Origin of the sequence: Streptomyces sp. 1331.2, from assembly GCF_900199205.1 — a bacterium.
GTDB lineage: Bacteria > Actinomycetota > Actinomycetes > Streptomycetales > Streptomycetaceae > Kitasatospora.
This window is the reverse complement of sequence record NZ_OBMJ01000001.1, coordinates 6,033,751-6,047,568: the sequence shown is the minus strand read 5'-3', so window position 1 is coordinate 6,047,568 and position 13,818 is coordinate 6,033,751. Positions and strand designations below refer to the sequence as shown.

Sequence of the window (13,818 nt, the reverse complement as noted above, 5' to 3'; positions counted from 1 at the left end):
CCGATTCCTCGTGGGTTAGGAAACTTTCCTAACGAGAGGAAAGGAAACGCCCTCCGGACCCGCCCCCGCAAGGGTTTTGACGGAAACTCTTCAAGCGATCAAGGGAGTCGCAGGTCAGGCCGCCCGGCGCCGGACCCACCAGACCGCCGCCGCGCAGGCGGCCAGCCCCAGGGCGGTCATCCACCCGAACTCGATGAACTGGAACGGCCAGAAGCGGTCCGCCGGCTGGTACACCTGATGGGCCGTGTAGCCGCCGTCCCGCAGCAGTGCCTGGAGCTGCCCGAAGTCGCCGTGCCGGTAGAACTCGTCGACGGAGATCCGGTTCCCGGCCGGGTCGGAGTACCAGACCTCCCCCAGCCAGCGCCCGTCCAGCGCCATCGCCCGCATCGAGTGCACCGGCTCCTCCAGCGGCTGCAGGTAGTGGAACCGGAAGGACGCGGCCACGTACGGCAGCAGGACCGAGACCGCCAGGCCCGTACCCACCGCCACCACCGTGCGCCGCAGCACGGCGCCGACCAGGGCGGCCACGCCGAAGGGCAGCACCACGCGGCCGATCATCACCGGCCAGGTCTGCGCGAACAGGTCCTCGGAGAACTGCCCGTCCGCCAGCTTCAGCGGCGAGCTCCACCAGCGCAGCAGGAGCCCGAAGAGCCCGGCCACCACGGCCACCACCCCGCCGGCCAGCGCCAGCGAGCCGGCCGTCCAGCGGGTGCGGCCGACGCCCTGGGTCCAGACGAAGCGCACCGTCCCGTGCTCGAACTCCCGCGCCAGCAAGGGACCGCCGACGAAGGCGCCGAACGCTCCGCCGAGCACGTACAGCACCAGGTCGAGGGACTGCAGCCCCGCGCCGCCGTACTGGTGCAGGAACTGCTTGAACTTCTGCAGGCAGGCCTCCGAGGCCGGGTCGCAGGACGCGGCCCCGGAACGCTCCAGGCCGTCGTGGACGTACCAGCCGTGCAGCAGCAGCGCGAGCGCGATCGCGGCCATCACGGCGAGCAGGGTCACCAGGGTCGTCCGGTGGCGCAGCCCGGCCGCCCGCAGGACGGCGGAGCGGGGCGGGGCGATGGTGGTGGCACTCACGGCAGCAGCACCCTCTCGTTCGGGCGAACCGCTCCGCGCGGGCCGGGCAGGGCGGAAGCGGTCGGCTCGCGCAGGTAGGCGAGCACCAACTCCTCCAGGCCGACGCGCTGTTGGCGCCAGCCCTCGGACACCGGGGCGTCCGGGCCGCCGGTGCGGACCAGTAGGTGGGACTGGACTCCGGCCCGGCGGTCGCGGACCACCGGCAGCCGCCCGGCGACCGCGTCCGCCTCGGCGGTCGGGCCGGTGAGCATCCGGTGGCCGGCCAGCAGGTCGTCCACCTCCCCCGCCACCTGGACCCGGCCGCCGCCGAGCACCACCAGGTAGTCACAGCTCTGCTCCAGCTCGTTGACGGCGTGCGAGGAGAACACCACCGAGAGGCCGTCCTCGGCCACGGCGGTCAGCAGCACGGACATGAAGTCGTGCCGGGCCAGCGGGTCGAGCGCGGCCAGCGGCTCGTCCAGGAGGAGGAGTTCAGGCCGCTTGGCGAGCGCCAGCGCGAGCGAGACCTGCGCCTGCTGGCCGCCGGAGAGACGGCCGTACTTGCGGTCCAGCGGGATGCCGAGGCCGTCCAGGTGGGTGCGCGCCCGGGCGGCGTCCCAGCGGCGGTTGAGGTGGCGGCCCATCGCGAGCAGGTCGCGCACGCGCAGGCCCGGGTAGAGCACGGCGTTCTGGGCGACGAAGCCGATCCGGTCCAACGCCCGGGGAGAGCCCGGGAGTTGGTCACCCAGGACGGTCATGGCGCCCACGCTGGGCAGGGTCAGGCCGGCAGCCAGGCCGAGCAGCGTGGTCTTGCCGGCGCCGTTCGGGCCGACCAGGGCCACCACGTGCCCGGCCGGGACGGCGAGCCGGCAGTCCCGCAGCGCCCAGGAGCGGCGGTAGCGCTTGCCGAGCCCGGCGCAGTCGATCACCGTGTCCGCGGCCATCAGGCCACCACCCCGTCCCGGCCCTCGCGCAGGTCGCGCAGCGCGTCCTCGAACACGGCGGCCATCCCCTCCTCGTCCAGCCCGGCGGTCCTCGCCGAGCGCATCCAGTCCAGCAATCCCCGCCGCAGCGCGGCCCGTTCGCGCAGCGGCACCACCCCGGCGGGCAGCCCCCGGACGAAAGTGCCCTGGCCCCGGCGGCCGACCGCGAGGCCACGGTGCTCCAGCTCGCGGTACGCCTTGAGCACGGTGTTCGGATTGATCGCCAGCCCGGCCACCACCTCGCGCACCCGGGGCAGCCGGTCCCCCTCGGTCAACCAGCCCATCCGCAGCGCCTGTTCGACCTGCTGCACGAGCTGCAGGTAGGTCGGGACGCCGGAGGCCGGGTCCAGGCGGAACTCGATCGGAGAGGGCCGGTCCTCGCCTTTATCTACTTCCATAGGTAAAGAGATAAGCGATGACCTGATGTCCGGTCAACCCAAGACACCGTCAAATCCGGAACATGCAAAGGGCCCCACCCCGACCTCTCGGTCCGGAGTGGGGCCCCTGGCAGGGCGCTGCGGGATCAGGCGCCGCGCAGCACCGCGCCCGTACGGGCGACGGCCTCGGCGACGGCCGCCTCGCGGGCCGCGCTGGCCTCGTCGGCGGTCAGCGTCCGGTCGACGGCGCGGAAGCGCAGCGCGTAGGCCAGCGACTTCTTGCCCTCACCGATCTGCTCGCCGGTGAACACGTCGAACAGCCGGATGGCCTCCAGCAGTTCGCCGGCGCCCGCACGCAGCGCGGACTCCACGTCGGCGGCCGGGACCTTGGTGTCGACGATCAGCGCGACGTCCTGGGTGGCCACCGGGAAGCCGGAGACGGTCGGGCCGCTGACCCGCTCGGCACCGTCGGCGGTCAGCAGGTCGATGTCGATCTCCATCGCGACACTGCGGGCCGGCAGCCCGAGCGCCTTGACCACCCGCGGGTGCAGCTCACCGGCGTGGCCGACGACCCGGTCGGTGCCGGCCACGACCAGCTCGGCGCAGCGGCCCGGGTGCCAGGGCGCCAGCTGCCCCTGGCGGACGGTCAGCTCGACGCCGGCCGCACGGGCCACCGTACGGGCCGCCTCGACGGCGTCCGCCCAGGAGGCCTGGTCTCCCTTGCCCCACCAGCCCGAGGGCAGCCGCTCGCCCGCGAGGGCGACGGCGATCCGGCGCGGCTGGTCCGGCAGCGCGGCGTCCAGCTCGGCCAGCTCCTCGTCGCTGGGCCGGTGGTCGACGGCCGGACGCGGGGCGACCCGCAGCTCGTCCTTGGGCAGGAAGACGGTGCCCGCCTCGAAGATCGCCAGGTCGGTGTTGCCGCGGCCGACGTTGCGGCGCAGCGCCCCGAGCAGGCCCGGCAGCAGCGTGGTGCGCAGCGCCGGCTCCTCGTCGTTGAGCGGGTTGACCAGCTTCACCGTACGGCGGCGGCGGTCGTCCGCCTCCAGGCCGAGCGCCTCCCAGGCGGCGTCGCCGAGGAACGGGTAGTTGTTGACCTCGACGTAGCCGGCCGCGGCCAGCGCGACGCCGATCCGGCGGTTGACCCGCTGGTCCTCGGTCAGGCCCTTGCCCGGCGGCACGTTGGGCATCCGGGCGGGGACGTTGTCGTAGCCCTCCAGCCGGATGACCTCCTCCGCGAGGTCGTACGGGTCGGTGAGGTCGGGGCGCCAGCTCGGCGGGGTGACCTCCAGGACGTCCGCACCGGCGACCGCGCAGCCGACTTCCTGCAGGCGCCGGGTGACGGTCTCGCGGCCGTACTCGGTGCCGGCCACCCGGTCGGGCAGGTCGGCGGCGATGGTGATGGTGCGCACCGGGTGCGGGCCGGCGATGTCGGTGACCCCGGCCTCGGCGGTGCCGCCGGCGATCAGCACGAGCAGGTCGACGGCGCGCTGCGCGGCGGCGCGGGCGGCCTCCGGGTCGACGCCGCGCTCGAAGCGCTTGGACGCCTCGGAGGGCAGCTTGTGCCGCTTGGCGGTGCGGGCGATGGCGACCGGGTCGAAGTGCGCCGCCTCGATGATCACCTCGGTGGTGCCCGGGCCGGCGGCCGGGTCGAGGATCTCGGTGGAGGCGCCGCCCATCACGCCGGCCAGGCCGATCGGGCCGCTGTTGTCACAGATCAGCAGGTCCTCGGCGGAGAGCTTGCGCTCCACACCGTCGAGGGTGGTGAGGGTCTCGCCCTCCTCCGCCCGGCGGACCGTGATCGGGCCGTTCACGCGCTGCTTGTCGTAGGCGTGCAGCGGCTGGCCGACCTCCAGCATCACGTAGTTGGTGATGTCGACGGTCAGTGAGATCGGGCGGATCCCGGCCTTCTGCAGGCGGCGCTGCAGCCAGATCGGGGACTTGGCGTTCGGGTCGACGCCGACGACCGTCCGGGCCACGAAGCGGTCGCAGCCGGCCGGGTCGTTGACCTTGACCAGGTAGCCGAAGGAGTTGGCCGGCGGCACGTCGAGCAGCGCCGGGTCGGCCAGCGGCAGACCGTACGCGGCGGCGGCCTCGCGGGCCACGCCGCGCATGGACAGGCAGTAGCCGCGGTCCGGGGTGACGGCGATGTCGAGCACCTCGTCGACGAGCTGGAGCAGCTCGATGGCGTCGGTGCCGGGCTCGTACTCCGGCGGGAGCACGATGATGCCGCTGTGGTCGTCGCCCATGCCCAGCTCCCGGGCGGAGCAGATCATGCCGGCCGAGGTGTGGCCGTAGGTCTGGCGGGCGGCGATCGGGAAGGGGCCGGGCAGCACGGCGCCGGGGAGCACGACGACGACCTTGTCGCCGACCGCGAAGTTGGTCGCGCCGCAGACGATCTCCTGCGGCTCGCCGGTGCCGTTGGCGTCGCCGACGTTGACGAAGCAGTGCCGGATCGGCTTCTTGAAGCCGGTCAGCTCCTCGATGGAGAGCACCTCGCCGACCACCAGCGGGCCCTTGAGCTCGCCGCCGAGCTGCTCGACGGTCTCGACCTCCAGGCCGGCCCGGACCAGGCGCTCCGCGACGTCACGGCCGGTCTCGCCGGCCGGCAGGTCGACGTACTCGCGCAGCCAGGAAAGCGGGACGCGCATCAGATCTCCATCCCGAACGGGAGGGTGAAGCGCACGTCACCCTCGACCATGTCGCGCATGTCGGCGACGTTGTGACGATTCATCAGGATCCGCTCCAGGCCCAGGCCGAAGGCGAAGCCGCTGTAGCGGTTCGGGTCGACGCCGCAGGCGATCAGCACCCGCGGGTTGACCACGCCGCAGCCGCCGAGCTCGATCCAGCCCTCGGAGGAGCAGGTGCGGCACGGCCGGTCCGGGTTGCCGACGCTCTCCCCGCGGCACACGAAGCACTGCAGGTCGACCTCGGCCGACGGCTCGGTGAACGGGAAGTACGAGGGGCGCCAGCGCAGTTCGAGGTGGTCGCCGATCAGCTTCTCGACCAGCACCTCGATGGTGCCCTTGAGGTCGGCGAAGGTGATGCCCTCGTCCACCGCGAGACCCTCGACCTGGCGGAAGACCGGGGTGTGGGTGGCGTCCAGCTCGTCCGTCCGGTAGACCCGGCCGGGGCAGACCACGTACAGCGGGGGCTCGCGGTCGAGCATGGTGCGGGCCTGGACCGGGGAGGTCTGGGTGCGCAGCACCACGCCGGAGTCGGCGGAGCCGTCCGGGGCCTGGACGAAGAAGGTGTCCTGCATCGACCGGGCCGGGTGGTCCGGGCCCAGGTTGAGGGCGTCGAAGTTGAGCCACTCGGCCTCGACCTCGGGGCCCTCGGCGACCTGGTAGCCCATGGCCACGAAGGTGTCCTCGATGCGCTCGGCCATGGTGGTCAGCGGGTGCCGGGCGCCGCGCGGGGTGCGGTCGTACGGCAGCGTGACGTCCACCGCCTCCTCGACCAGCACGCGGGCGTCCCGCTCCGCCTCCAGCTCGGCCTGGCGGACGGCGTGGGCCTTGCCGACCCGTCCGCGGGCCTCGCCGATCATCTTGCCGGCGGCGGCCTTGGCGTGCGGGGGCAGGGCGCCGATCTCGCGGTTGGCGAGCGAGAGCGGGGACCGGTCGCCGGTGTGGGCGACCTTGGCCTGCTTCAGCTCGTCCAGGGTGGTGGCGGCGGCGAAGGCGGCGATGGCCTCGTCCCGCGCCTGCTCCACCACCTCGGGCTTGAGGGCCTCGACCTCGACCGGGTCGTACGACTTGTTGGGTGCCGACATCTCTATCTTTCCCGTGCTCCTGCTCGTCCGTGCTCAGGTGGGTGGGCTCGCCTTCGCGTCACGCCCGGCGGGGCCGGAGGCACGGGCAGCCGATCTCCGTTCACCGGAGGCTCACGGGAGGGGGTGTCCGCGGCTCAGCCGCGCAGGGCGTTGCGCGACGCCAAAGGTCGAGTGTAGTCGCAGCGCGTAGCGCGGCTGCCGCGAAGCCCGTCCGGCGGGACCTCCGTGACCTGTCGGAACAGGTCAGAGCATGAAGTCCGGAATGCCGGCGGGCAGGATAAATCGGAACCGGGCGCCGCCGCCGGGTGCGCGGTCGACGCGGATCGAGCCGCCGTGCGCCTCCACGATGCCCTTGACGATGTAGAGGCCCAGGCCCGTGCCGCCGCGCTTGGAACCGCGCCAGAACCGCGTGAAGACGCGCGGCATCGACTCCTCGGGAATGCCGCTACCTTCGTCGCTCACGGTGACCGCTGTGCCTTCCACGATGCGGGGCGGGGTGCCGGAGCGCTCCCAGACGGGCGCCTCGACGACCTCCTTGGCCGGTGCCACTTCGATCGTGACAGTTCCCTCACCGTGGCGCACCGCATTTTCCAGCAGGTTGGCGAGCACCTGGTCGACCTTGTCCGGGTCGGCCCACAGGACGGTCAGCGGCTCGTTGACCCGGACGTCGAAGCGCTCCTCGGGGATTCCGGTGGCGACCTTGCGCTCGACGTGCCGGCGCACCGCCGCGGCCAGGTCCACCACCTGCTTGCGCAGCTCCAGCCGGCCGGCGTCGATCCGGGAGATGTCCAGCAGCTCGGCGATCAGCCGGGTGACCCGGTCGGCGTCGGCGTCCACGGTCTCCAGCATCAGCCGCTTCTGCCCGTCGGTGAACCGCTCCCACTTGGCCAGCAGCGTCGCCGTGAAGCCCTTGACACTGGTCAGCGGCGAGCGCAGCTCGTGCGCGACGGTGGCGATCAGCTCGGCGTGGCTGCGCTCGGTGCGGCGCCGGGCCTCGGTGCCGCGCAGGGCGATCACCAGGCGCTCCAGCCGCCCGCACGGCTCCGTACGGACGTACCGGGCGGAGACCAGCACCTCGCGGCCGCCGGGCAGCAGCAGGTTGCGCTCCGGCTGGCGGGTGCGGGTGGCCAGGCCGCCGTACGGGTCGGTCAGCTGCCACCAGCGCCGGCCGTCCAGGTCCTCCAGCGGGAGGACGTCCTCCAGCTCGTGGCCGAGCGCGGCCTCCGGGGACACGCCGGTGAGCCGGGCCGCGGCCCGGTTGAAGCAGACCACCCGGCCCAGCCCGTCGGCGACCACCAGGCCGTCCGGAAGGTCGTCCGGGTCGAGCTCGGGCCCGCTGCCGACCATGGGTTGCCTCCCCGATTACCCACCGTGCCGTTCCCCCCACCGAGGCAGACCCTAGCGCCTCCCAGGCCCAGGCAGTAGGGCTTGCAACGGGTGATCCGCACGCGCCCGGTCAGGCGTTCGAGCGGCAGCCGCCCGGGGAGCGCTGCGCCCGGGCGGAGGCGTACAGGCAGACGGCGGCGGCGGTGGCCAGGTTGAGGCTCTCGGCGTGGCCGTGGATCGGGACGCGCACGACCTCGTCGGTGAGCGCGCGGGTCTCCTCCGGGAGCCCCCACGCCTCGTTGCCGAACACCCACGCGCCGGGTGCGCCCAGGGTGCCCTCGTCCAGTTCCTGGTCCAGGTCGCGCTCCCCCGCGCCGTCCGCCGCGAGCACCCGGACGCCGGCCTCGCGCAGCCTGCCGACGGCCTCCTCGACCGGCACGCCGACGGCCACCGGCAGGTGGAAGAGGCTGCCCACGGAGGCCCGGACGGCCTTCGGGTTGTAGAGGTCCACCGAGGCGTCGGTGAGCACCACCGCGTCCGCCCCGGCCGCGTCGGCGGTGCGCAGCACGGTGCCGGCGTTGCCGGGGTCGCGCACGTGGGCGAGGATCGCGACCAGCCGCGGGCGGGCCTTGAGCACCTCGTCGAAGGGGGTGTCGATGAAGCGGCAGAGCGCCACGATGCCCTGCGGGGTCACGGTGTCGCAGATCCCGGCGATGACCTCGTCGGTGGCGGTCAGCACCGGCAGCCCCTCGGCGAGGGCGGCCTCGACGATGTCCGCGTGCCGCTCGGCGGCGTCCGGCCCCACGTACACCTCCACCACGGCGTGCTCGGCCGTGCCCGGCAGCCTGCCGAACGCGATGGCCTCCCGGACGGCCTGCGGGCCCTCGGCCAGGAAGCGGCGCTCCTTGGTCCGCTGGTTGCGCTTGGCCAGCCGGCGGGCGGCCACGACGCGCGGCGAGCGCAGGGAGGTCAGCAGGGGGGTGTCGGTGCTCGGCATGGTCTCGTTCTCTGGAGGCGCTGGCGGACGGAGGTCGCTGAGGGGCTGGAATGCAGAACCGGACCCGCAGGAGAGCCTGCGGGTCCGGTCAGAGCTCAACCGATCTCGGAAGATCAGGCGGCGTCCGCGGCGGCCTTCGGGGCGTTCACGTCGGCCGGCAGCGCCTTCTGGGCGACCTCGACCAGGGAGGCGAACGCACCCGGGTCGTTGACGGCCAGGTCGGCCAGCATCTTGCGGTCGATCTCGACGCTGGCGGCCTTCAGGCCCTGCACGAAGCGGTTGTAGGTGATGCCGTTGGCACGGGCCGCAGCGTTGATGCGCTGGATCCACAGCTGACGGAAGTCGCCCTTGCGCTTCTTGCGGTCGTTGAAGTTGTAGACCAGCGAGTGGGTGACCTGCTCCTTGGCCTTGCGGTACAGGCGCGAACGCTGGCCACGGTAGCCGCTGGCGCGCTCCAGGATGACCCGGCGCTTCTTGTGGGCGTTGACTGCCCGCTTGACGCGTGCCACTTGATTACTCCTTGGGTTGGACCACGGACTACTTCACGTGGTCCGTCATTCGAATGGGTCGGGAAGGATCAGCTGCCCCGCTCACGGCTCGCGCCGGGCGGGAGGGCGATCACTTGCCGAGAAGCTTCTTGATCTTCTTGGCGTCAGCGGGGGCCAGCTCGATCGTCCCGGCCAGCTTGCGGGTCAGCGTCGAGGGCTTGTGCTCCAGGAGGTGGCGGCGGCCGGCGCGCTCGCGCAGCACCTTGCCAGAGCCACTGATCTTGAAGCGCTTGCTGGCGCCACTGTGCGTCTTCTGCTTCGGCATTTCGCCGTATCTCCTCGTCGGTCCCGTTCGCGCCCGCGCGGCGCGTGCCACGCGGGCGTGAACTGGATGGATCTGCGGTGACCGGGCGGGCTGCCCCGTCACCTTGGGGGCCGGTCCCCCGGACTGCCCGAGCCGGTGAAGGCTCAGGCGCCCTGGGAGGCGGCCGGCTGCTCGACCGGAGCCTCGGCCTCGGTGGCCGGCGCCTCGGCCGGGGCGTCCTGCGCCTCGGTCTCGGCGTCCTCGGTCACCAGGTCCTCGGCCACCGCGTCGTCGTCCGCGGGGCGGCGTCGGAGCCGGGGGTGCGGCCCTGACGCTCGGCCTTGCGGGCGTCCGCGAGGGCGCGGGCCTCGGCCATCGCCTCGGTCTTCTTCTTGTGCGGGCCAAGAACCATGATCATGTTACGGCCGTCCTGCTTCGGCGAGGACTCGACGAAGCCCAGGTCCTGGACGTCGTCGGCGAGCCGCTGCAGCAGGCGGAAGCCCAGCTCGGGGCGGGACTGCTCACGACCGCGGAACATGATCGTGATCTTGACCTTGTCGCCCTGCTTGAGGAACCGAACGACGTGACCCTTCTTGGTGTCATAGTCGTGCGGGTCGATCTTCGGCCGGAGCTTCATCTCCTTGATGACCGTGTGCGCCTGGTTCTTGCGCGCCTCACGGGCCTTCATGGCCGACTCGTACTTGAACTTGCCGTAGTCCATGAGCTTGCACACCGGCGGCCGGGCGGTCGCCGCGACCTCGACCAGGTCGAGGTCGTACTCCTGCGCAAGCTCCAGCGCCTTGGCAAGCGGCACGATGCCGACCTGCTCGCCGCTGGGACCGACGAGTCGCACCTCGGGGACGCGAATCCGGTCGTTGATGCGGGGCTCGGTGCTGATGGGGCCTCCTCGGTTGCACCTTCTGCGATGCGGCCGTCGGACGGCGGTCGCACGTAGTGGACTCGACCACTGGGCGGGGCTTCATTCGTGCTGCGCTGCCCGGCACCCTCCGGCACCGTGTGCACCCGCGACACGAAAAAAGCCCCGCTCGGTACAAGCGGGGCTCCACACAACCGGGGGCGGCGCCCGGTGAGGGGCGCTGCGGCGACTCGGCGCCAGAGCGCCCGTCGCGGACCGGGACCCGTCGACCGCGAGGTCGATCAGGTGGGAGACTTTCGCGGTTGCCCTCTCGGGCCTCCTCAGTGGAGCCTCCACTTGCTGGCCAGGCGCCCATGCGGGATCCCGGCCGGTCAGTCTCGAAGCTTACAGCGTCGCGCCGTCGAACGCTATTCCGCCCCCGCGCACTGCCTTTCCGGCGCGTTCCGGAGCCCTTGTACGCTCCACGTGTACCCACTTGGCACGAAGGAACGAGCCCCTCTTGAGCAGCGAGCCCACCCAGACCCCCGGCGCGGACGACGACGCGATCGGCTTCGACGACCTCACCCGCGACATCGCCGAGGTCCCGGCCGTCGAGGTGATCACCACCGTTGCCGTGCACCTGATGAGCGCGGCCGCCGTCAAGTGCGGTCTCGCCGAGGGCGGCGAGAAGGACAAGGACCTGGACGAGGCCCGCAAGCTGATCACCGCGCTGGCCGGGCTGGTCACCGCCGGCGCCCCGGAGATCAGCAACTTCCACGCCGCCCCGCTGCGGGACGGGCTGCGCTCGCTGCAGCTCGCCTTCCGCGAGGCCTCCCTCGTCCCGGACGCGCCGGGCGCGGGCCCGGGCGAGAAGTTCACCGGGCCGGTCTACGCCTGAGAACCTGCGAGAAGGGCCACCTCACCCATCCGGGCAGGTGGCCCTTCGGCGTCTCCCAGGGCCTGTCCTAGCGCCGGTACAGCGGCTCCCCCGGCAGCTCGGCGCTCGCCGGCAGCACCGCGAGGTCCAGGCCCCGGTCCAGCCGCACCCGCAGTACCGGGTCGGCGGCCACCGCCTGCCCGACGCGCTGTGCGGCGGCCTGCAGCGCCGACTGGTCGAGCGCCGCGTCGAACACCACCGCGAGCACCCCGTCCGAGCTGTCGGAGGGCGCCAGCAGCCCGGCGGCCACCTGCGGCTCGGCTGCCAGCAGTGCCCGGACCGCCTCGCGCACCTCGGGGTCCCGGGCCGGCGGCAGGAACGGGCGGTTCTCCGCGAGCGCCCGCAGCCGGGCGCCGGTCAGCTGGAAGGCCACCGGGCCGGCCGGGTCGATCAGCAGGGTGTCGGCCCGCTCCGAGAAGGCCACCATCGCGGCCTGCGGGGCGGCCACCGGCGCCGGGCGGGCGTCGGCCCGCCAGCGGGCGAGCGTCTCCAGCGAGGTGAAGGCCGGCAGCGCCCGGCGACCGTCCGGGGCCTCCAGCACCGGGACGGCCATGTCGCTGCTCTTGTCGTGCTTGTGCCCGTGCTCGTCCACCTCGACCTCGCCGAGGAGCGCGACGATCGGGACCATCAGCCGGGTCGGGGTCAGCGCCGCCAGCACCCCGGGCTCCGCCGTACGGTCCTGCGACCAGCGGGCGAGCGCCTCGGTGAGCGCCGGATCGGCCGTGCCGTCGTCGTCGCCGAAGCCGGGGTTCGGGATGTTCTTGCCGACGAACGCCGGGTTGGAGAAGTCTTTGCGGTCCACCCGCCGACCCTATGCCACTGCACCCGACCGGCCCCATTTCGCTGCCCGCACCCCCTACCCCCGGTAGCCCGCTGTGGCACCCTGCGGCCATGGTGATCCTCGACGCACCCGCGCCCGCCCCGGTCTCCGACCGCCTCCGGTACGACCGGGCCACCGCCCACCTGGACGGACCGGTCGCCGTCGTGGACCTCGCCGCCTTCGACGCCAACGCCGCCGACCTGGTGCGCCGGGCGGGCGGCAAGCCGGTCCGGGTGGCCAGCAAGTCGGTGCGCTGCCGGGCCCTGCTGGAGCGGGTGCTGGCCACGGACGGCTTCGCCGGCGTGATGGGCTTCACCCTGGACGAGTCGCTCTGGCTCGCCCGCTCGGGCTTCCGCGACATCCTGCTCGCCTATCCCTCCGCCGACCGGACCGGCTTCGCCGAACTGACCGCCGACCCGGAACTCGCCCGGGAGATCACCGTCGTCCTGGACGACCCGGCCCAGCTGGACCTGATCGACAAGGCCCGGGGCGGCGACGCCGAGGTCCGGGTCTGCCTGGAGCTGGACACCGCCCTGCACCTGCTCGGCGGACGGGTCCGGGTCGGCGCCCGCCGCTCGCCGCTGCGCACCCCCGAGGACCTGGGCGCCTTCGCCGAACTCGTCCAACGGCGCCCGGGCTTCCGGGTGGTCGGCCTGATGGCGTACGAGGGGCACGTCGCCGGGGTGGGCGACCGGGTACCCGGACGGCCGGTGCGCTCGCAGCTGGTCCGGCTGATGCAGGCCAGGTCCCGGGCCGAACTGGCCGAGCGGCGCGCGGCGGTGGTCCGGCGGCTGCGGCAGGTGGCCGAGCTGGAGTTCGTCAACGGCGGCGGTACCGGCAGCGTCGAGTCCACCGTGGCCGAGCGCGCCGTCACCGAGGTGGCGGCCGGCTCCGGGCTGTACCAGCCGCAGCTGTTCGACAACTACCGCGCCTTCCGGGGCCGTCCGGCCGCCCTGTTCGGCCAGCCGGTGGTGCGGCGCCCCGGCGTCGGCGTGGTCACGGTGCTCGGCGGCGGCTACCCGGCCTCCGGCGCGGCCGGCCCGGACCGCTCCCCGGTGCCGTACCTGCCGCCGGGCCTGCGCTACGACCCGATGGAGGGCGCCGGCGAGGTGCAGACCCCGCTGCTCGGCTCGGCCGCGGACGACCTGCTGATCGGCGACCGGGTCTGGTTCCGGCACGCCAAGGCGGGCGAGCTGTGCGAGCGCTTCGCGGAGCTGCACCTGATCGAGGGCGACCGGGTCGTCCGGACCGTGCCGACGTACCGGGGCGAGGGGAAGACGTTCCTCTGACGCTCCGTCCGGCCTTGCCCTACCGTGGTGGCGACACTGCGTCATGAGCGAGGGAGTGGCATTGGACGCCGAGATCACGGAAATCGCAACGAGGGGCGCGACCGTTCTGGCCGGCCTCATGGTCACCTCGGCCTGGGAGCGGGTCAGGCCGCGCATCGCGGCGATGTTCGGCCACCGGGCGGAGTCGGTCTCCGAGGAGCTGGACGAGACCCAGGCCGAGCTGGTCGCGGCGCAGGAGGGCGACAGCGAGTCCGCCGCCCGGAGCGCGCAGGGCGAGTGGGCGCCGAAGCTCCGCCGACTGCTGGCCGGGAACCCGGCCATGGTCACCGAACTCCGGTCGATCCTCGACGAGTTCGAGCCGGAGGTGTCCGAGCAGGCGACCACCGTGAACTACATCACCAACACCCACAACGGCGGCGGATCGACGTACAACGACGCCGTGATCCAGGCCGGCATCATCCACAACCTGAAGCGCTGACCTTTCCGGAGCCTTAAGAGGGCCCGATGGAAGAGCCAACTCCGGCCTTTCATCGGGCCTTTGTGCTGCTCTGGGGCCTACGGCCCGTCAACAACTGCTCCACGCACGACTATTGCGCGATGGTCCAGACCAATC

At 72.9% G+C, this 13,818-nt stretch carries 14 protein-coding genes; 3 read left to right on the top strand and 11 right to left on the bottom strand.

Annotated elements, in window-relative coordinates; all coding sequences use genetic code 11:
- Positions 1 to 114: 114 nt before the first annotated feature.
- From CRP52_RS26240 to infC, 10 genes are all read right to left on the bottom strand, one after another.
- The gene (locus CRP52_RS26240) at positions 115 to 1,080 is read right to left on the bottom strand and encodes an ABC transporter permease subunit (RefSeq protein WP_097238641.1); all 966 of its coding nucleotides are present in this window, start codon (positions 1,078 to 1,080) and stop codon (positions 115 to 117) included.
- The gene (locus CRP52_RS26235) at positions 1,077 to 2,003 is read right to left on the bottom strand and encodes an ATP-binding cassette domain-containing protein (RefSeq protein ID WP_097238640.1); all 927 of its coding nucleotides are present in this window, start codon (positions 2,001 to 2,003) and stop codon (positions 1,077 to 1,079) included. Before CRP52_RS26235 ends, CRP52_RS26240 begins: the two co-directional genes overlap by 4 nt.
- Positions 2,003 to 2,440: a GntR family transcriptional regulator gene (locus tag CRP52_RS26230; RefSeq protein ID WP_097238639.1), complete on the bottom strand. Its 438-nt coding sequence runs from the start codon at positions 2,438 to 2,440 to the stop codon at positions 2,003 to 2,005. The genes CRP52_RS26235 and CRP52_RS26230 overlap by 1 nt, the downstream gene beginning before the upstream one ends.
- A 125-nt stretch (positions 2,441 to 2,565) precedes the next feature.
- Positions 2,566 to 5,067, bottom strand: a complete 2,502-nt coding sequence (pheT, locus tag CRP52_RS26225; protein WP_097238638.1) for a phenylalanine--tRNA ligase subunit beta — start codon at positions 5,065 to 5,067, stop codon at positions 2,566 to 2,568.
- A complete protein-coding gene (pheS, locus tag CRP52_RS26220; RefSeq protein ID WP_097238637.1) occupies positions 5,067 to 6,188 on the bottom strand; it encodes a phenylalanine--tRNA ligase subunit alpha in 1,122 nt (373 codons plus the stop codon). Before pheS ends, pheT begins: the two co-directional genes overlap by 1 nt.
- 243 nt (positions 6,189 to 6,431) lie before the next feature.
- Positions 6,432 to 7,535: a sensor histidine kinase gene (locus CRP52_RS26215; RefSeq protein ID WP_097238636.1), complete on the bottom strand. Its 1,104-nt coding sequence runs from the start codon at positions 7,533 to 7,535 to the stop codon at positions 6,432 to 6,434.
- A gap of 109 nt (positions 7,536 to 7,644) precedes the next feature.
- The gene (locus CRP52_RS26210; protein WP_097238635.1) at positions 7,645 to 8,511 is read right to left on the bottom strand and encodes a TrmH family RNA methyltransferase; all 867 of its coding nucleotides are present in this window, start codon (positions 8,509 to 8,511) and stop codon (positions 7,645 to 7,647) included.
- 113 nt (positions 8,512 to 8,624) lie between these two features.
- Positions 8,625 to 9,020, bottom strand: a complete 396-nt coding sequence (rplT, locus tag CRP52_RS26205; protein WP_030055649.1) for a 50S ribosomal protein L20 — start codon at positions 9,018 to 9,020, stop codon at positions 8,625 to 8,627.
- 109 nt (positions 9,021 to 9,129) lie between these two features.
- Positions 9,130 to 9,324, bottom strand: a complete 195-nt coding sequence (gene rpmI, locus CRP52_RS26200; RefSeq protein WP_045701618.1) for a 50S ribosomal protein L35 — start codon at positions 9,322 to 9,324, stop codon at positions 9,130 to 9,132.
- Between the two features lie 244 nt (positions 9,325 to 9,568).
- On the bottom strand, positions 9,569 to 10,201 hold the full coding sequence (gene infC / locus CRP52_RS26195; RefSeq protein WP_097238634.1) for a translation initiation factor IF-3: 633 nt from the start codon (positions 10,199 to 10,201) through the stop codon (positions 9,569 to 9,571).
- 478 nt (positions 10,202 to 10,679) lie between these two features.
- On the opposite strand from infC, the gene CRP52_RS26190 reads away from it, so the two are divergent.
- The gene (locus CRP52_RS26190; RefSeq protein ID WP_097238633.1) at positions 10,680 to 11,057 is read left to right on the top strand and encodes a DUF1844 domain-containing protein; all 378 of its coding nucleotides are present in this window, start codon (positions 10,680 to 10,682) and stop codon (positions 11,055 to 11,057) included.
- A gap of 67 nt (positions 11,058 to 11,124) precedes the next feature.
- Here the strand turns inward: CRP52_RS26190 and CRP52_RS26185 are convergent, their stop codons facing one another.
- Complete coding sequence (locus CRP52_RS26185) at positions 11,125 to 11,898, bottom strand: SseB family protein (protein ID WP_097238632.1); 774 nt, start codon at positions 11,896 to 11,898, stop codon at positions 11,125 to 11,127.
- Between the two features lie 89 nt (positions 11,899 to 11,987).
- Between CRP52_RS26185 and CRP52_RS26180 the strand changes: the two genes are divergently transcribed.
- Together CRP52_RS26180 and CRP52_RS26175 are read left to right on the top strand one after the other, a co-directional pair.
- Positions 11,988 to 13,205, top strand: a complete 1,218-nt coding sequence (locus CRP52_RS26180) for an amino acid deaminase/aldolase (RefSeq protein WP_097238631.1) — start codon at positions 11,988 to 11,990, stop codon at positions 13,203 to 13,205.
- 43 nt (positions 13,206 to 13,248) lie between these two features.
- The gene (locus CRP52_RS26175) at positions 13,249 to 13,683 is read left to right on the top strand and encodes a hypothetical protein (RefSeq protein WP_143685828.1); all 435 of its coding nucleotides are present in this window, start codon (positions 13,249 to 13,251) and stop codon (positions 13,681 to 13,683) included.
- Positions 13,684 to 13,818 lie beyond the last annotated feature (135 nt).